Source organism: Microbacterium sp. 13-71-7 (genome assembly GCF_002257455.1).
Classification (GTDB): domain Bacteria; phylum Actinomycetota; class Actinomycetes; order Actinomycetales; family Microbacteriaceae; genus Microbacterium.
Genome location: NZ_NCKN01000065.1, coordinates 1 through 18064, shown reverse-complemented (window position 1 = coordinate 18064; position 18064 = coordinate 1). Strand labels below are relative to the sequence as shown.

13 protein-coding genes and 1 pseudogene are annotated in these 18064 nt (G+C 72.0%); 5 read left to right on the top strand and 9 right to left on the bottom strand.

The genetic code is table 11. The features are described 5' to 3' along the window. The coding region (locus B7X32_RS08445; protein WP_292718482.1) for a response regulator transcription factor at positions 1-1745 on the top strand (1745 nt) is incomplete at its 5' end. 59 nt (positions 1746-1804) lie between these two features. Here B7X32_RS08445 and B7X32_RS08440 read toward each other — a convergent pair. Next, positions 1805-2473, bottom strand: a complete 669-nt coding sequence (locus B7X32_RS08440) for a TetR/AcrR family transcriptional regulator (protein ID WP_292718480.1) — start codon at positions 2471-2473, stop codon at positions 1805-1807. A 112-nt stretch (positions 2474-2585) separates the two neighbouring features. Here B7X32_RS08440 and B7X32_RS08435 point away from each other — a divergent pair, with 112 nt between their 5' ends. After that, positions 2586-3422, top strand: a complete 837-nt coding sequence (locus tag B7X32_RS08435; protein WP_292718478.1) for an oxidoreductase — start codon at positions 2586-2588, stop codon at positions 3420-3422. A gap of 346 nt (positions 3423-3768) precedes the next feature. On the opposite strand, the gene B7X32_RS08430 is transcribed toward B7X32_RS08435, so the two are convergent. Next, positions 3769-4683: a siderophore-interacting protein gene (locus B7X32_RS08430; RefSeq protein ID WP_292718476.1), complete on the bottom strand. Its 915-nt coding sequence runs from the start codon at positions 4681-4683 to the stop codon at positions 3769-3771. A 30-nt stretch (positions 4684-4713) separates the two neighbouring features. Between B7X32_RS08430 and B7X32_RS08425 the strand changes: the two genes are divergently transcribed. The 3 genes from B7X32_RS08425 to B7X32_RS08415 all read left to right on the top strand — a co-directional run bounded on the left by B7X32_RS08425 (position 4714) and on the right by B7X32_RS08415 (position 8687). Further along, positions 4714-5571 (top strand): ABC transporter ATP-binding protein, encoded by an 858-nt coding sequence (locus B7X32_RS08425; RefSeq protein WP_292718474.1) that lies wholly within the window; start codon positions 4714-4716, stop codon positions 5569-5571. A gap of 69 nt (positions 5572-5640) precedes the next feature. Further along, positions 5641-6666 (top strand): iron-siderophore ABC transporter substrate-binding protein, encoded by a 1026-nt coding sequence (locus tag B7X32_RS08420; protein WP_292718472.1) that lies wholly within the window; start codon positions 5641-5643, stop codon positions 6664-6666. Then, complete coding sequence (locus B7X32_RS08415; RefSeq protein ID WP_292718470.1) at positions 6663-8687, top strand: iron ABC transporter permease; 2025 nt, start codon at positions 6663-6665, stop codon at positions 8685-8687. The genes B7X32_RS08420 and B7X32_RS08415 overlap by 4 nt, the downstream gene beginning before the upstream one ends. 211 nt (positions 8688-8898) lie before the next feature. Here the strand turns inward: B7X32_RS08415 and B7X32_RS08410 are convergent, their stop codons facing one another. The 7 genes and pseudogenes from B7X32_RS08410 to B7X32_RS08380 form a co-directional block, all read right to left on the bottom strand. Next, positions 8899-9579, bottom strand: coding sequence for a response regulator transcription factor (locus B7X32_RS08410; protein WP_292718468.1), 681 nt, complete (start codon positions 9577-9579; stop codon positions 8899-8901). Further along, positions 9576-12350, bottom strand: coding sequence for an ATP-binding protein (locus B7X32_RS08405; RefSeq protein WP_292718466.1), 2775 nt, complete (start codon positions 12348-12350; stop codon positions 9576-9578). Before B7X32_RS08405 ends, B7X32_RS08410 begins: the two co-directional genes overlap by 4 nt. A 38-nt stretch (positions 12351-12388) precedes the next feature. Continuing rightward, the gene (gene kdpC, locus B7X32_RS08400) at positions 12389-13030 is read right to left on the bottom strand and encodes a potassium-transporting ATPase subunit KdpC (protein ID WP_292718464.1); all 642 of its coding nucleotides are present in this window, start codon (positions 13028-13030) and stop codon (positions 12389-12391) included. Positions 13031-13057: 27 nt separating this feature from the next. Further along, positions 13058-15229, bottom strand: coding sequence for a potassium-transporting ATPase subunit KdpB (gene kdpB, locus B7X32_RS08395; protein WP_292718462.1), 2172 nt, complete (start codon positions 15227-15229; stop codon positions 13058-13060). Further along, positions 15226-16911 (bottom strand): annotated as a pseudogene (kdpA, locus tag B7X32_RS08390) (potassium-transporting ATPase subunit KdpA). The gene kdpB and the pseudogene kdpA overlap by 4 nt, the downstream one beginning before the upstream one ends. Beyond that, positions 16911-17000, bottom strand: a complete 90-nt coding sequence (locus tag B7X32_RS08385; RefSeq protein WP_292718460.1) for a potassium-transporting ATPase subunit F — start codon at positions 16998-17000, stop codon at positions 16911-16913. Before B7X32_RS08385 ends, kdpA begins: the two are co-directional and overlap by 1 nt. Positions 17001-17198: 198 nt before the next feature. Next, positions 17199-17834 carry a hypothetical protein gene (locus tag B7X32_RS08380; RefSeq protein ID WP_292718458.1) on the bottom strand — a complete coding sequence of 212 codons (636 nt, stop codon included), beginning with the start codon at positions 17832-17834 and terminating at the stop codon, positions 17199-17201. Between the last annotated feature and the right edge of the window lie 230 nt (positions 17835-18064).

Genomic DNA, 18064 nt, shown 5'->3' with positions numbered 1-18064 from the left:
CATCCGCCCTGGCCTTCCACTGGCATCAGTCGCACGATTCGCCGCGCGCGCTCGCCGCCGCGGTCACCGCGATGCTGCAGGCCAAGAACAGCTATGCGTTCTCGACCTCGGCGCGCTTCGGCGAGCTCGCTCTGGAGCTGTGGGACCAGGTGCCCGATGCGCAGGAGGTCGCCGGCATCGGACGGATCCCGCTGCTCGCGCAGTTCGGCTCGATCCTTCGCAACGGCGGCGACGGCGAGCGGGCGCTCGCCGTCGTGTCGCTCGCGCTCCAGGAGATCGACCCCGCCGAGGTCGAGCCGGCCGTGCATGCCAGACTCCTGCGCGACAAGGCCCTCTACCTGCAGAACCTCGGCCGGCATGGATCCGTCGAGCTGCTGGCCGAAGCGCTCGCGGTCATCGAGGGGCGCGAGGGCGAGGAGCGCCTGCGCACGACGCTGCTCGGCTACCTGGCGGGACGCCACCTCGTGGGAGGGCAGCTGGAGCAGGCGGTGAGCACCGCGGACGAGGCCTACCGGGCCGCCGAGCGGATCGGCTTCGACGGCGCAATGTCGGTCGCGGCGAACCTGCGCGGCTGCGCCCGGGTGCATCTGGGTCAGGTCGCGGCGGGGCTCGAGGACTTCCGGCTGTCCTGGCAGCACGCGACCGACCACGACGCGCAGCTGCGCTACCGGGTCAACTACGCCGACACGCTGAACATGATCGGCCGTTTCCGCGAGGCGGTCGAGGTCGCCGAGGCCGGGGTCGCGCACTCCCGGCAGCTGGGCGTCGAGCGGGCGACCGGCTCGATCCTGTCGCACAACATGGTCGAGCCGCTCATCGAGCTCGGCGAGATCGCGCGCGCCGAGGAGGGCACCGCGCGTGACATGACGATGCGCACGCTGCAGGTGTTCCGCATGTACTCGACGATGTCGCGGATCCGCACGCTCGTCTGGCGCGGCGGCATGGACGAGGCCGCCCAGCTGCTGCGCGAATGGCGCACGACCGCCGAGGCCGTCGCCGATGTCGAACGACAGGTCTGGTATTCGCTGCACGACGTGGAGATCCTCATCGCACTCGGCCTCGGGGATCCGGTGCGTGCTGCGGCGGGGCTGCGCGAGACGATCGAGGATCCGGGACAGCGGCTCGCTCTGCTGGGGCGGATCCTGCTCGAGGGCGGCCGCGTGGTCGCGGATCTGCGTGCGGACGGCCATGCGGCGCTCGCCGCGGAGACCGCCGAGATCGTGCGCACCGCGTGGTCCTCGATGCCCGCCGAGCTGCAGCACCCGCACTGGGCGGCCGTGCTGACCGCCGTCCTCGATGCGGACGGAGAGCAGCTCGACGCGGCGATCGTCGTCGCAGAGGGCGACGACGTGCCCGCCGTGTTCCGCCCGCTCGTCCGCCTGGAACGGGCACGGGTGTTCGTCGCGGACGGCGACAGGGCATCGGCGATCGACATGGCCGCGGAAGCCGCCGCCTCCGCGGAGGCGCTCGGCCACGATCGGTTGCGCCGCCGTACCGCGGAGTTCATCGATGCGGCAGGTCTCCACCGCGTGGGATCGCGTGCGGCGCACGCCGCGGAGGGCGTGGAGCTCACCGCGCGCGAGCAGCAGGTGCTCGACCTCATCGCGGAGGGGCTCAGCAACCGTCAGATCGGCGAGCGCCTGTTCATCAGCGGGAAGACCGCGAGCGTGCACGTCTCCGCGATCCTGCGCAAGCTCGGCGTCTCCTCCCGCACGGAGGCCGCCGTCGCCCAGCGCGTCCGCTGAAGCCGGCGGCGCGTCCGGTCGGTCAGGACCCTGCGTACGCTGAAGCCGGCGCACCACGGTTAGGCCGCGAGCACTCCGAGGATCAGCACGTCGATGACGCGGGCGAGGGATCCCTGGAACTGCTCCGGGAGGAACACCAGCGACGGGTCGAGGGCGTACGCGTCGAGGACGGCCTGAGGCGGATGCGCGTAGGTCCAGTAGGCGCCGACGGCGATCAGGATCGCCCGCGCGGCCTCCTCCGACTGCGCCGTGGTCAGCTCGGGAACCACCTGCCGCACCAGTGCGCTGAAACGGCCGAGGGACTCGTAGCCGTCGCGCTTGTACCGCGCGACGGTCTCGGCTGAGACGTTGTGCTCCAGCACGCCGGCCTGTGCTCCGAGCAGTTCGCAGAGCATCCCGTGTCGGGCGAAGGCGGCGGCGAGGGCCTCGGCGGTGCTCGCGACGCGCTGCCGGACGTCGGCCGCGGGATCGATCGCGGCGCGGATCCCCTCGCTCACCTCGACGTACAGATCCCGGGCGAGCTGAGCGAGAAGGTCCAGCAGGATCGCCTCGCGCGACTCGAAATACCGCAGCACGTTGGACTTGGCCAGACCCACGCGACGGCTGAGCTCGTTGAGACTGATCTCGGCCACGGGCATCTCGGCGAGCATCGCGGCGGCGGTCTCGAGGATCGCTCGGCGGCGGATCTCCCGCTGCTCTTCGCTGCGCGCGCGCTGGAACGTGGTCACCTTCCGATTCTACAGACTGGCGGTCTCTTGACAACGGACCGATGGTTCCTTAGATTAAAGACCATTGGTCCGATAAAGGACTCGGACGCAAAGGGCAGGGGAAGAGATCACCATGGTCACGAAGGTCGCACTCGTCACGGGGGCCTCCTCCGGCATCGGAGAGTCCGCCGCGCGTCACCTGATGGACGCGGGGTTCACGGTCTACGCCGCGGCCCGCCGCGTGGACAGGATGGCGGCCTTGCGGGCGGCGGGGGCGCACACGATCGCCCTGGACGTGACGGACGACGCCTCGGCGCAGGCCGCGGTCACCCAGATCCTCGCGGAGCAGGGGCGGATCGACGTCCTCGTGAACAACGCGGGGTACGGATCCTACGGCGCGCTCGAGGACGTGCCGCTCTCGGAGGCGCAGGCGCAGCTCGATGTGAACGTGCTCGGGCTCGCCCGGATGGCGCAGCTCGTGCTGCCGCAGCTGCGCACGCAGCGCAGCGGCACCATCATCAACATCTCGTCGATGGGCGGGCACTTCACGACCCCGCTGGGCGCCTGGTACCACGCGAGCAAGTACGCGGTCGAGGCGATCAGCGATGCGCTGCGCATGGAGGTGGCGCCGTTCGGCATCGAGGTGGTCGTCGTCGAGCCCGGATCCATCCGCACCGAGTGGGGCGGGATCGCGGCGACCAACGTGCGGGAGACCTCCGGCGGCGGCCCGTATCGGACGCAGGCGGAGGCCGTCGCCACCGCTCTCGGCGGCAGCTCGCTGCCGAACGCCCGGATGACCTCCGCGCCGGACGTGGTCGCCCGGGCGATCACGAAGGCGGCGACGGCCCGCCGACCCCGTGCCCGCTATCTCATCGGCTTCGGCGCGAAGCCCCTCGTCTTCGCGCACCGGATCCTGCCCGCACGCGTGTTCGACCGCCTCATCCAGCGAGGCATGGGCATAGGCGGCTGAGGCGCGGGCAGGCCGCGCCGTCGCGATCGCGGCGTCATGAGGCGACCGCGGTCTTCCGCGCGCTACCGGGGTGAAATGCAGGGTGAGATGACCCGGATTCCGGCCCCGGCGGTTCGCGCGGCTGATTGACTGTTGGTCGGGCGTGCCCTGACACGCCCGACTGCGCCTCTCCCCGGTGCGCCGGGGTGGACGATCGCCGCGCTGCGAGGTGTTGCTCCCCCGCACGTTCGCGATGCGGATGGAATCGTCCGATGAGGCCGTTCTGGGGTCCGGTCCGGTGCTCCGCGTACGGGACAGCGCGGAGCACCGACCGGGACTGACCCGGTCCGACCTGAGACCGCCGGTCTCAGGCCGCCTCGGCCCTTCCCCGGCGCCAGTACCCCATGAACGCCACCGAGCGACGGTCGATGCCGAGGCCTCGCACGAGGTGGCGGCGCAGCGCGGTGATCGTGCTCGCCTCGCCCGCCAGCCATGCGTAGCAGGATCCGACCGACGATTCCGGCACCTCCCAGAGCACCTCGTCCTCGCTCGGATCCGCGAACTCGGCGGAGCCCGGCGCAGCAGCCGAAGCGGTCGTCTCGGCGACCCGCGTCTCGCCCCAGGCGTGCACCGCGGCGCTCAGCCGCAGCCCGTGCGCGGCGCTTCCGCGCGCCAGCCACCGGACGGCGACGCCCTCGGGTGCCGTGAGCGGCAGCGCATCGGCCTCGGTGGGCACCTCGATGTAGACGGATCCGGTCACGTGCGCGGGCAGCGACTCGACGATCGCGCAGATCGCCGGCACCGCGGTCTCGTCCCCCGCGATGAGCACCGACCCGGCATCGCCCGGGTTCCACTCCAGTCCGCCGGTCTCATCGGCGCGCGCGTCGGGGCCGATCACGACCAGCGGCGCACCGGGTCCTGCGGCGGAGGCCCAGGCGGATGCGGGGCCCTCCGTGCCGTGGAGCACGAAGTCGACGTCGATCTCGCGGGACTCCGGACGTACGGCGCGGATCGTGTAGGTCCGGATCGGATTGCGGGTCTCATCGGGGAGTTCCCGCCATCGGCGATACCACTCCATCATGCCGACCGACTCGTCGAACTGGCCGACGTCGGTGAAGGATCCGTCGGGCAGCGGCAGCACGAGCTTGATCCGCTGATCGAGGCCCGCGGTGCCGAAATGCACGAGGTCGGGGCCGGTCAGCGTCAGGCGCAGGAAGTTCGGCGACAGCTGTTCGCGACGCGCGACGGTGGTGCGGTAGGTCCGGTAGGGGTGATGTGACACGTTCACAAGGATAGGTTAGGCTCCCCTAACATGACGAATCGGGATTCCTCCGGCTCCCTCCCGCAGGCCGGGCTCGTGGCGGAGGGTTTGGCGCTGCACTACGGGCGTACGCCGGTCGTGTACGACGTCGCCCTCACGCTCCGGCCCGGATCCGTCACGGCCCTCATCGGCCCGAACGGGAGCGGCAAATCCACCGCGCTGAGGGCGATCGCGCGGCTGCATCGCATCCACGCCGGATCCGTGCGCATCGACGCCGCCGGCGCCGACCGCGACGCCGCGACGCTGGACGCGAAGGAGTTCGCGCGCACCGTCGCGATGCTGTCGCAGTCCCGTCCCCACCCCTCGGGCCTGGAGGTGCGCGACGTCGTCGCCTTCGGCCGGCACCCGCACCGTGGGCGCTTCTCCGGCCTCCGCGACGAGGACCGGGCGGCCATCGACCGCGCGCTCGACCTCACCGGCCTGGGTGCGATGGGCGCGCGTCCCGTGGACGAGCTCTCCGGAGGGGAGCTGCAGCGCGTCTGGCTGGCCACCGCGCTCGCACAGACCACGCCGATCCTGCTGCTCGACGAGCCGACCAACCATCTCGACCTGCGCTACCAGATCGAGACGCTCGACCTCATCCGCGACCTCGCCGACGCCGGCACGGCTGTGGGCGTCGTGCTGCACGACCTCGACCATGCCGCCGCGGTCGCCGACCACGTCGTGCTCCTGCACGACGGTCGCGTGCGCGCCGACGGCACCCCCGCCGAGGTGCTCACCGGCGAGCACCTGTCCGCCGCCTACGGGCTGCGTATCGACACCGCCCTCGACGACGACGGCCGGGTGCGCGTGATCCCGCGCGGCCGGTATGCCGCGCGCCGCCCCGCCCGAGAGCCGCAGCTCGCCTGACCGCGGGTGGCCGGATCCCCCGATCCCGATATCTCCCCGACCTCCCCGACCCACCGACCCTGGAGAACCATGCGCAAGCCCCTCGCCGTCCTCTCGCTGCTCGCGGCGACGACCCTCGCCCTCGCCGGCTGCGGAACGACCTCCGTCGCCGCGCCGACCGACAGCGCAGCACCCGCCGCGAGTGCGGAGTGCGCCAAGGACACCACGGCCACCGCCACCGGACCGGTCAGCGTGACCGACGCCATCGGCCGCACCGTGAAGCTCGACAAGCCCGCCGCGCGCGTCGCCGTGCTGGAGTGGCAGCAGGTCGAGGACGCGCTCTCGCTGTGCGTCACGCCGGTCGCCGTGGCCGATGCCGCCGGATACCGCCAGTGGGACAAGGCGGAGACGCTGCCAGAAGGCGTCAAGGACGTCGGCACCCGTCAGGAGCCCAACCTCGACGCGCTGTTCCAGACCAAGCCCGACCTCGTCATCGTCGAGGCGCAGACCCGCGACGACGCGATCATCGGCCAGCTCGAGAAGTACGGCGTGCCCGTGCTCGTGACGATCGGCGCGGACGCGAAGGACCCGGTGAAGCAACTGCTCGCGACCTTCGACCTGATCGCGCAGGCCACGGGCCGCACCGAGCGCGCCGAGGTCGTCGCGACCGGGATGAAGAACCACCTCAAGGAGGCGAAGAAGGCCCTCGCCGCCGCGAAGCCCGATAGCACGGACTTCGTCTACTTCGACGGCTGGGTCGACGGCGGCACGGTGTCGCTGCGGCCGTTCGGCACCGGGTCGCTCATCGGCGCGATCGGCGGCGAGCTGGGCCTCACGAACGTGTGGAAGGGCGAGACCGACCCCGCGTACGGGCTCGGCAGCACCGACATCGAGGGCATGACGACCGTCGGATCCGCGACGCTGCTGCACACCGGCACCGACGACCCCGACAGCGCCAGCTTCATCACGGCGGCCGAGAAGAACCCGGCCTGGGCCTCGATCCCGGCGGTCAAGGAGAAGCGGATCCACGCGTTCCCGACCGGCATCTGGACCTTCGGCGGACCCCGCTCGGCTGAGAAGATCGCCGACGCGTACGTCGCCGCGTTCACCCGGTGACCCGGGTCCGGCACGAGAGCACCGGCGCCCGTGCGCGCCTCGGCGCCGTCGGGGTGCTGCTGTTGCTCCTGCTCGCGCTGGTCGCCGCCGCGGGCTGGCACCTCACCCAGGGGACGAGCGGCGCGGTCTGGGCCGATCCGGACATCCTGCTCGGAGCGCGCCTCCCCCGCCTCGCGGCGGGCGTCGCGGTCGGCGTCGCGCTCGGCATGGCCGGCCTGCTCATGCAGTCGCTGGCCCGCAACTCCCTCGCCTCCCCGGACACCCTCGGCGTGACGGCGGGCGCCTACCTCGCGATCACCGCGGTCGCCGCGTTCGGGATCTCGATCCCGTTCTGGGCGTCGGGCATCGTCGCGTTCGCCGGCGGGCTCGTGGCCGCGGCGATCGTGCTGGGACTCGCGGGAGGGGCCGGATCCTCGACGACCAGGCTCGTGCTGGCCGGATCCGCCCTGGCCCTCGCGTTCCAGGCCGCGACCTCGGCGCTGCTGATCCTGTTCAGCGAGCAGACCAAGGGGCTCCTCGCGTGGGGGAGCGGCAGCCTGTCGCAGCTCGGCCTCGAGGCGTTCCTGCGCGCGGCGCCGGTCGTCGTGGTCGCCGGCCTGCTGGCGCTGCTCCTCGCCCGCCGACTGGACGTGCTCGCGCTCGGCGACGATCTGGCCGCGTCCCTGGGCGTGCGGATCCGCTCCACGCGCGTCCTCGGGATCCTGCTCTCGGTGCTGCTGACCGCGACCGCGGTCACCCTCGCCGGCCCGCTCGGCTTCGTCGGGCTGTGCGCGCCCGTGCTCGCGCGCCTGCTCGTGCGGATCGTCCCCGGCCTCGGTCGGCACGCCCTGCTCCTGCCCGCCTCCGGCCTCATCGGCGCGCTCGTGGTGATCCTCGCCGACGCCCTGCTGCGGCTCGTCATCGGGGCCGAGGGCGCGATCGCCGTGCCCACGGGCGTGGCGACGACCGTGCTCGGATCCGTCGTGCTCGTGGTGATGGCGCGGCGGCTGCGCGATTCCGGGCCCACGCGACGACCACCGTCGATCCGGTTCGGGGTGCGGGGACCCCTGCGCTTCCGGCTCGTGCTCGGGATCTCGGCGGCTCTGGTGGTCGCCGTGGCGATCGCGGGGCTGCTGCTGGGTGCGACGCCGCTGCTCACCGGGGACGTGCTGCTCTGGCTGCAGGGGCAGGCGCCCGCGCAGATCGCGTTCGCGCTGGACGAGCGGGCGCCGCGGGTGATCGCGGCGGTCACTGCGGGCGCGGCCCTCGCGCTCGCCGGATGCCTCACGCAGGCCGTGAGCCGCAACCCGCTCGCGGATCCCGGCCTCCTCGGCATCACCGGCGGCGCGGGGCTGGGCGCCGTGCTCGTGGTGACGAGCGCCGCGGCCTCCACGTTCGGCATGCTCGTGGCGGCGGTGGTCGGCGCGATCGCGGCGTTCGGCCTCGTGTACCTGCTGGCCTGGCGCGGCGGGCTCAGCGCGGATCGGTTCATCCTCATCGGGATCGGCGTCTCCTCGGCGGCGGTCGCGCTCACGTCGTTCGTGCTGCTGCGATCGAGCCCGTTCGACACCCCGAAGATCTACACCTGGCTGAGCGGCACGACCTACGGCCGGATCTGGGATCAGGTGGTGCCGCTGGCCGTCGTGCTGCTGATCGCGCTGCCCGTGGTGCTCCTGCGCCGCCGCGAGCTCGACCTGCTCGCACTCGACGAGGACACCCCGCGGGTGCTCGGCGTGAAGCTCGAGCGCTCCCGACTGCTGATCCTCGCGGTCGCGGCGCTGCTCGCGGCGTTCAGCGTGGTGGCGGTCGGCGTGATCGGCTTCGTCGGCCTGGTCGCCCCGCACGCCGCGCGCGCCCTGGTCGGCGCCCGGCATGCGCGCGTGGTCCCGGTCGCGGTGCTGCTCGGGGCGGTGCTGGTGGGCCTCGCCGATGCCGTGGGCCGCACGGTCATCGCCCCCGCTCAGCTGCCCGCGGGGCTCGTGGTCGCGGTGCTCGGCGCCCCGTACTTCGTCTGGCTCCTCTGGCGCTCCCGCGACGTGTGATCCGCGCGTCCCTCCGGGTCGCCCCTCCCGGCGCCCCTCCCGGGGTCGTTGAGCGAGCGAAGCGAGACGAAACGCGGTGCCCTCGTGAGAGCAGCGTCCCTCCCGGTCGTTGAGCGAGCGAAGCGAGACGAAACGCGGTGCCCTCGCGAGAGCACCGCGTTTCGTCTCGGTCGGCTCCGCCGTCCTCGCTCGACGACCCCGGGAAGGCAGGTCAGGCCGGGTCCAGGACCAGGCGGTAGCCCATGCCCTGCTCGGTGAGCAGGTGCTCGGGGGCGCTGGGGGTGCGCTCCAGCTTCTTGCGCAGCTGCGACAGGTACAGCCGCAGGTAGCCGGTGTCGGTGATCTGCTCGGTGCCCCAGATCTCGCGCAGCAGCTCCTGGCGCGTCACGAGCGCCCCGGGGTGCCGGGCGAGGTGCTCCAGGATCTGCCATTCCGTCGGCGTGAGGTGCACGCGGGATCCGCCGCGCGTCACGGCCTTGGCGGCCAGATCCACCTCCACCTCCCCGAATGAGACGGAGGACTCCGCGGGTGCGCCACCGCGACGGCGGGCGAGGGCGCGCAGCCGTGCGAGCAGCTCGTCGACCTGGAACGGCTTCGTCACGTAGTCGTCGGCGCCGGCATCCAGCGCCTCGACCTTGTCCGCGGATCCGGTCCGCCCGGACACGACCAGGATCGGCACGTCGCTCCAGCCGCGTAGCGCCTCGATCACGGCGATCCCGTCGAGCTTAGGCATGCCGAGGTCCAGCAGCACGATGTCGGGGTGCGCCTGCGCAGCCATCGCGATCGCGGCGGCGCCGTCGGGGGCCGCGATCACGTCGTAGCCGTGCGCGGCCAGCGTGATCCGCAGGGCGCGCACGAGCTGCGGATCGTCGTCGGCGACGAGCAGTTTCATCGCGGGTCCTCCTCGGTGGGCGTGTTTAGGTCGTTCCCGTCGCGAAGCCTGCCGCTTTCCGCGCGGGTTTCCGGCACCTTTCGCGACGGGAACGAGAAGGGGGATCCGGTCTCGCGGTCGTGGCCGTCGACGAGGGCATCCGGATCCGGAACCTCCGAACCCGGAGCCTCCGCGAGCGGCAGCGACACCACCATCGTGAGGCCGCCGCCGGGGGTGTCCTCGGCCGTCAGCGTACCGCCCATGCCCTCGGCGAAACCCCGGGACAGGGCGAGGCCCAGGCCGAGTCCCGTCGTGTTGTCGGTGTCGCCGTGCCGCTGGAACGGCAGGAACGCGCTCTCGCGCTGATCCTCGGGGATGCCCTCTCCGCGGTCGGCCACGCGGATCTCCGCGCGCTCGCCGAGGCGGCTCGTCGACACGATCACCCGGTCGCCGGCGGGCGAGTGCCGCACGGCGTTGGTGAGCAGGTTCACGAGCACGCGCTGCAGCAGCACCGGATCCGCCCGCAATGCGGGCAGGGTCGGATCCAGGGCGAGCTCGACGTCGGCGGGTCCGAGCGACAGCTCGTCGAGCGCCGAGACCACGCCGCCGGCCGCGTCCACCCGGCCCAGCGACACCGCCAGCACCCCCGCCTGCACGCGGCTGACGTCGAGCAGGTCCGTCACCAGGCGCGACAGCGTGGCGAGGCTCTCGTCGGCGGTCTCGACGAGCTCCGCGCGGTCCTCCGCGGACAGGCGGTGCGCGCTGCGGAGTCCGCCGACCGCGGCGACGGCCGCGGCGAGCGGGCGGCGCAGGTCGTGGCTGAGTGCGGAGAGCAGGGCGCTGCGCACCTGGTCCGTCTCGGCGAGCACCGCGGCGTGGCTCGCGGTCTCGCGCAGATCCGTGTGCTCGATCGCCGCGGCGAGCTGGGCGACGATCGCGTCGAGCAGGCGGCGGCCCGCGGCGTCGAGGTCCGCCCCGTGCAGCTCGAGGACCGCGCGCGGGCGGCCGTCCGCGCCGACGCCGACCGGCACGGTCTCCACCTGCATCCCGGCCGTCGCGGCGGACCGGTGCCCGCCCGCCGCGGATCCGGCGGGCGGGGATCCGGCCGGATCCGCCCCGTCGACGCTTCCGCCGAGCGGCTCTCCGTCGGCGGCGATGACCGTGCCGTCGGGGGAGAGTAGCCGGATGCCGCTCAGCCCGAACGCTTCGCGCGCTCGGGCGACGAGAGCCGTGGGGGCGCTGTCGCCGCGCAGCACGTTTCCCGCCACGGCCGCGAGGAGCTCCGCCTCTCCTGCCGCACGCTGGGCGGCGCGGGCGCGCCGGGCGGCCTGGTCCACGACGATGCTCACGAGCACCGCGATCACGACGTACAGCACGAGCGCCAGGGCATGCAGCGGATCCGCGATCGTCACCGTGAAGAGCGGTTCGACGAAGAGGAAGTCGAGTGTGATGCCGCTCAGCACGGCGGCGAACAGGGCGGGGCGCAGTCCGCCGATGAGGGCGACCACCACGACCAGCAGCTGATAGCTGAGCACGTCGCTCGTGATGGATCCCGGCGCCTTGAGGCTGAACAGCAGCCACGACAGCAGCGGTCCGCCGACCAGGGCCACCGCGAACCCGATGAGCTGACGCCGCCAGCCCAGGGCGCCGCCGCTGATCGACGGGAGCGGGCCGCGCCCGCCGGCGGCGGCGTGGGTGACGATGTGCACGTCGATGTCGCCGGAGCGGCGGATGATCTCCGCGCCGATGCCCGGCCCCGTGAGCGCCGCGGAGAGACGCGAGCGCCGGCTCACGCCGATCACGAGCTGGCTGGCGTCGACGGACTGCGCGAACTCGACCAGGGTTCCCGGCACGTCGTCGCCCACGAGCTGGTGGTAGCTGCCGCCGAGCGACTCCACGAGGCCGCGCTGGGCGCTCAGCGCGCCCGGGCGGTCGCCGCGCAGCCCGTCCTGGGTGGTGACGTGCACGGCGAGGAGCTCGCCACCGGCCGAGCGCGCGGCGATCCGCGCGCCGCGGCGCAGCAGCGTCTCGCCCTCGGGGCCGCCGGTGAGGGCGACGACCACGCGCTCGCGCGCCTGCCAGGAGCTGTCGATGCCGTGCTGGGAGCGATAGCTGCGCAGCGCGCTGTCCACCTCGTCGGCGAGCCACAGCAGAGCCAGCTCGCGGAGGGCGGTGAGGTTGCCGAGGCGGAAGTAGTTCGAGAGTGCCGCATCGATCCGCTCGGCCGGGTACACCTGGCCCGCCGAGAGGCGGTCGCGCAGAGTCTGCGGGGCGAGATCCACGACCTCCACCTCGTCCGCGTCGCGGATCACGGCATCCGGCACGGTCTCCTGCTGGACGACGCCGGTGATCTTCTCCACGACGGCGTTGAGCGACTCGATGTGCTGCACGTTCACGGTGGTGATGACGTCGATGCCGGCGTCCAGGAGCTCCTGCACGTCCTGCCAGCGCTTGGCGTTGCGGGATCCTGGCGCGTTGGTGTGCGCCATCTCGTCGATCAGGGCGAGTTCGGGCCGACGGGCGAGCACCGCGTCGACGTCGAGTTCGTCGAGCTGCACCCCGCGGTGCGTGACGACCCGGCGCGCCACCTGCTCGATGCCCTTGGTCTGCGCGAGCGTCGCATCGCGACCGTGCGTCTCCACGATCCCGATGACCACATCGCGCCCGGCCTCGGCGAGGCGGTGCCCTTCGCCGAGCATCTCGTAGGTCTTGCCCACGCCCGGCGCTGCGCCGAGGAGCACGCGCAGCCGGCCGCGGGCTCCGGATCCGCCCTCGCGCCTCGCGCCCATCATCGCCTCGCTCACTGCACGTGCCCTCTCGTCGCCGCGTCTCACCGCTGCAGGGCGTCGAGGGCCTGGTTCAGCGCGAGCACGTTCACCCGCTCTTCGCCGAGGAAGCCCGCATCGCGCGTTTGAATCCTAGACTCCACCAGCCTGCGCACGGCGGACGCATCCAGGCCGCGCGCCTCGGCGATCCGGTTCACCTGGAGCAGCGCGTACTCCGGGCTGATGTGCGGGTCGAGGCCCGACGCCGAGGCGGTGACGGCGTCGACGGGAACCGCGGACTCGGCGACGTGCTCGCGGGCCGCGATCGCGGCGCGACGCTCGGCGATCGCCTTCACGAGATCGGGATTGTTCGGACCGAGGTTGCTGCCGCCCGAGGCCGTCGGGTCGTATCCCTTCTCGCCCGCCGCGGACGGACGGAGCTGGAAGTACTGCGGCAGGGCGTCGCCCTTCGCGTCCGTGAAGGACTGGCCGATGAGGGCGCTGCCGACGGGGGCGTCCCCGCCGGTCCACCCGCCCGTGGCGTTCCCCTTGGCGTCGACCAGGGATCCGTTGGACTGCCAGGGCAGCACGAGCTGGCCGATGCCGGTCAGGGCGAGTGTGTAGCCGACGCCGAGGAGGAGGGTGAGCACGAGCATCGCGCGGACGGCGACGCCGGTGATGCGGACGGTGCCGCGGAGGTTCGACATGGTGTGCCTTTCGGGGAAGGGCGTCGGTCAGAAGCCGGGGATCAGGGCGACGATGAGGTCGATGAGCTTGATGCCGATGAAGGGCAGGACGATCCCGCCGACGCCGTAGATCAGCAGGTTCCGCTGCAGGATCTGCGAGGCGCCCGCCGGCTTGTAGGTCACGCCCCGCAGAGCGAGCGGGATGAGGAACACGATCACGATCGCGTTGAAGACGATCGCGCTCGTCACCGCGGAAGCCGGGGAGTGCAGCTGCATGATGTTGAGCATGCCCAGACCGGGGTAGGCGCCGGCGAACATCGCCGGGATGATCGCGAAGTACTTCGCGATGTCGTTCGCGAGCGAGAACGTGGTCAGCGCGCCGCGGGTGATGAGCAGCTGCTTGCCGATGCGCACGATGTCGATGAGCTTGGTCGGATCCGAGTCGAGATCCACCATGTTCCCGGCCTCCTTGGCGGCCGAGGTGCCGGTGTTCATCGCGACGCCGACGTCGGCCTGCGCGAGGGCGGGGGCGTCGTTGGTGCCGTCCCCGGTCATCGCGACGAGGCGCCCGCCCTCCTGCTCGCGGCGGATGAGGGCGAGCTTGTCCTCCGGGGTGGCCTCGGCGAGGTAGTCGTCGACCCCGGCCTCGGCCGCGATCGCCTTCGCCGTGAGCGGGTTGTCGCCCGTGATCATCACGGTGCGGATGCCCATGCTGCGCAGTTCGCCGAAGCGCTCCGCCAGCCCCTCCTTGACGACGTCCTTGAGGTGCACGACCCCGAGGACCTTGGCTTCTCCCCCCGAAGAGACCACGGCCACCACGAGCGGGGTGCCGCCCGAGGCGGCGATCTCGTCGGCGAAGCGGGCCGCCTCGTCGACGCCGACGCCGGAACCGGACGCCTCGATCCAGGCGCGGATCGCGGATCCTGCGCCCTTGCGGATCTGCGATCCGTCGGCCAGATCCACGCCGCTCATGCGCGTCTGCGCGGTGAAGGGCACGGTCTCCGCGCCCTCGGGTGCGACGGCGATGATGCCGCGGGCGGCCGCGAGCTCGACGATCGAGGCGCCCTCGGGCGTGGGGTCGGCGAGCGAGGAGAGCGCCGCGGCCTGCAGCAGCTCTTCCGCGGAGACCCCGGCGACGGGCCGCACGTCGGTGGCGCGGCGGTTGCCGTAGGTGATCGTGCCGGTCTTGTCGAGCAGCAGCGTGGTGACGTCGCCCGCGGCTTCGACCGCGCGGCCGGACATCGCGAGCACGTTGCGCTGCACGAGCCGGTCCATCCCGGCGATGCCGATCGCGCTCAGCAGCGCGCCGATCGTGGTCGGGATGAGGCACACGAGCAGGGCGATCAGCACCGGGATGCTCACAGGAGACGCGGAGAACGAGGCGATCGGGTTGAGCGCGAGCACGACCACGAGGAACACGATCGACAGGCTCGCGAGCAGGATGTTGAGCGCGATCTCGTTGGGGGTGCGCTGCCGGTCGGCGCCCTCGACGAGCGCGATCATCCGGTCGACGAACGTCTCGCCGGGCTTCGAGGTGATCCGCACCACGATCCGGTCCGACAGCACGCGGGTGCCGCCGGTCACGGCGCTGCGGTCGCCGCCCGACTCGCGCACCACGGGCGCGCTCTCTCCGGTGATCGCCGACTCGTCGACGGTCGCGATGCCGTCGATGATGTCGCCGTCGCCCGGGATCGGCTCGCCGGCGACCACGATCACGACGTCGTCGCGGCGGAGGTCGCCCGATGCGACGTCCTCGGTCACCGCGCGCTCCGCGGCCGGATCGGCCGCCGCGTCGTAGCCCGTGACGCGCCGGGCCATCGTGCTCGTGCGGGTCTTGCGCAGCGTGGCCGCCTGCGCCTTTCCGCGGCCCTCCGCGACCGACTCCGCGACGTTCGCGAACAGGACGGTGAGCCACAGCCAGACCGCGATCGACCAGGTGAAGCCGTTCGGCACGGGCGTGCCGCCGGACTTCGTGGCGTCGGATCCCAGGAACGGCTCGGCGATCGCCAGCACGGTGGTGAGGGCGGCGCCCGCCCAGACCAGCAGGATCACGGGGTTGCGCAGCAGCATCGCCGGGTTGAGCCGGCGCAGCGCGCCCGGGAGCGCCCCTACGAGCTGGGACCACCCGAACGCGTGCTGCGGGCGCTTCGGGGATCCGGATCCGGTGCCGGGATGCGGCTCCGGGGACGGGTGGGTGAGCGGAGTGTCGACGACGGTCATCGGACGAGTCCTTCTGCGAGCGGCCCGAGCGTGAGCACGGGGAAGTAGGTGAGGGCGGTGACCACGACGGAGACCGCGATGAGGAGCCCGACGAACTGCGGGCGGTGCGTGGGCAGCGTTCCCGCCGTCTCCGGCGCGTGCTGCTGCTGGGCGAGTGAGCCGGCGAGGGCGAGCACGAACACGATCGGGATGAACCTGCCGAGCAGCATCGCGACGCCGAGTGCGGTGTTCAGCCAGGGGGTGTTCGCGGTGAGGCCGGCGAAGGCGGATCCGTTGTTGTTCGCCGCCGACGTGAAGGCGTACAGCACCTCGCTGAGCCCGTGCGGGCCGGGGTTGAGGATCGAGGTCTTCTCGACGTCGGCGCGGATCGGCGGGATCGCGAAGCTCAGGGCGGTGCCGGCCAGCACAAGGGTCGGCGTCACCAGGATGTAGAGGCTCGCGAGCTTGATCTCGCGCGGGCCGAGGCGCTTGCCGAGGTACTCGGGGGTGCGCCCGACCAGCAGCCCTCCCACGAACACCGCGATCACGGCGAGGATGAGCATGCCGTAGAGACCAGATCCGACGCCGCCCGGGGCGACCTCGCCGAGCATCATGTTGATCATCGGCATCATGCCGCCGAGCGGGGTGAACGAATCGTGCATCGCGTTCACGGCGCCCGTGGAGGTGAGCGTCGACGCGGTGCCGAACAGCGCGGATCCGAGGATCCCGAAGCGCTGCTCCTTGCCCTCCATCGCGCCACCGGCCAGCTGCGGCGCGGCGCCCTGGCCGTTCACCTCGAAGGCGCTCAGCGCGAAGAGGGAGACGAGGAAGATCGTGCCCATCACGGCGGCGATCGCGTAGCCCTGGCGGTGGTCGCCGACGATCCGTCCGAACGTGCGCGGCAGGGCGAAGGGGATCGCCAGGATCAGGAGGATCTGGAGCAGGTTCGTCCACGCGGTCGGGTTCTCGAACGGGTGCGCGGAGTTGGCGTTGTAGAAGCCGCCGCCGTTCGTGCCGAGGAGCTTGATGGCCTCCTGCGAGGCGACGGGACCGCCGGGGATCGACTGCGCGGCGCCCGCGACCGTGTGCACGTCGGTGAAGCCGGAGAGGTTCTATGCCACGCCGCCCTCGATGAGCGCGAGCGCGGAGAGGATGGCGAGGGGCAGCAGCAGCCGGATCAGGCCTCGGATGAGGTCGACCCAGAAGTTGCCGATCGTCGCGCTCCCGCGGCGGGCGAAGCCGCGCACGAGGGCGATCGCGATCGCGATCCCGACCGCCGCCGAGGTGAAGTTCTGCACCGCGAGGCCCGCGAGCTGCACGAGGTGGCCCATGGTCTGCTCGGGCGAGTACGACTGCCAGTTGGTGTTGGCGACGAACGACGCGGCGGTGTTGAACGCCAGTCCCTCCGGCACCGCCGGCAGGCCGAGCGAGAGCGGCAGAACCTGCTGCACGCGCTGCAGCAGGTAGAGCAGCAGCAGGCCCACCACGGAGAAGGCGAGCACGCTGCGGGCGTACGCCCGCCAGGTCTGCTCGGACGAGGCGTCCACCCCGATCAGGCGGTAGATCCCGCGCTCCACGCGCAGGTCCTTCGCTCCGGTGTAGACGCGCGCCATGTAGTCGCCGAGGGGGCGGTACAGCAGCACGAGGACGGCGATGACGGTCGCGGCCTGCAGCACGCCGAGCCAGATGTCCGCGGCGCCCATCAGAACTTCTCCGGGGCGACGAGGGCCACCACGAGGTAGCCGATCGCGGCGACCGCGAGGACGGCGGCGATGATCTCGATCACGATCACAGCTTCTCCACCCCCTTCGCGATCAGCGCGACGAGGGCGAACAGCGCGAGCGTGAGAGCCACGTAGATGATGTCGAGCACGGATCCGATCGAACAGGTTCCGTTACCGCGAGCGGGGGTTCCTCACGCTTTGCTCACGCCCTGCACCGGGAACCCATGCGGGTCGCACACGCGGCGGGCAGGATCCGCGTCGGGCGCGTCAGAAGTGCATCTGCTTCATCGTGCCGTACTTGATGAGGATCTCCTCCAGCTCGCGCTCGTCCTCCAGGGGTTCGAACCGGATCGTCTTCGCCGCACCGTCCGAGAGCACGATGTCGGTTCCGTTCGAGACGAGCAATCGCTCCCAGGGCGCCGACCAGACGAGATTCCCGGCGGCGTCGACGGCGCGCGCGCCGGTCGCGTCGAGCTCGATGGCCGTCACCTTGTCGCGGCCCTTCACCGTGAAGCGTGCGGGGAATTCGCTGCCCTCCCATTCGCGGAAGTAGACCGAGAGGCCGAGCTTCGCCTGCGGCCATCCGGCGCGGAGGCTCCGCGCGATCCGCGAGACATGGACCTCCTGCTCGATCCGGTCGCCGTCGACCCCGGCCCACGCCAGCACGAGACTTCCGCCGATGAGATAGGTGTCCCGGAACAGCTCCTCCTGGCGCTTGTCCGAGGCGTCGAGGTCGGAGCTCTCGAGGAACGGCTGGCCGCCGATCGACGCCTGGCGCACGGTGAAGGTGCGCCGTGTGGCGGTGCGCTTCCGCCGTGTGCTCAGCACACCGAAGACGATGATGCCGATGAGCACCAGCACGCCTACGCCGAGGAAGATCAGGATCCCAGTGTCATCGTCCACGAACGCAGGATACCGTGAACTGAATGCTCATTCAGCCATGGCTTCGGCCCGGCTGAGGAACGGCCGGGCCGACCGTGTGAAGGGGGCTTCGGAGAGCGCCGGGTCGTGCACGGGGGCGTGTGAGGGGGTGCCGGGGTGGTCGTTTCGTCCTCCACAGGTCGTGTGTCCGGGGAGTTGTGCACAGTTCGGAATCATGGGCTGATCTGGGGGTTCGAATGTCGGTGGTCCCG

Coding starts and splice junctions, on each gene's coding strand:
- B7X32_RS08435 (WP_292718478.1), top strand. CDS start 2,586: ATGGTCACGAAGGTCGCACTCGTCACGGGGGCCTCCTCCGGCATCGGA.
- B7X32_RS08425 (WP_292718474.1), top strand. CDS start 4,714: ATGACGAATCGGGATTCCTCCGGCTCCCTCCCGCAGGCCGGGCTCGTG.
- B7X32_RS08420 (WP_292718472.1), top strand. CDS start 5,641: ATGCGCAAGCCCCTCGCCGTCCTCTCGCTGCTCGCGGCGACGACCCTC.
- B7X32_RS08410 (WP_292718468.1), bottom strand. CDS start 9,579: ATGAAACTGCTCGTCGCCGACGACGATCCGCAGCTCGTGCGCGCCCTG.
- B7X32_RS08405 (WP_292718466.1), bottom strand. CDS start 12,350: ATGATGGGCGCGAGGCGCGAGGGCGGATCCGGAGCCCGCGGCCGGCTG.
- kdpC (WP_292718464.1), bottom strand. CDS start 13,030: ATGTCGAACCTCCGCGGCACCGTCCGCATCACCGGCGTCGCCGTCCGC.
- kdpB (WP_292718462.1), bottom strand. CDS start 15,229: ATGACCGTCGTCGACACTCCGCTCACCCACCCGTCCCCGGAGCCGCAT.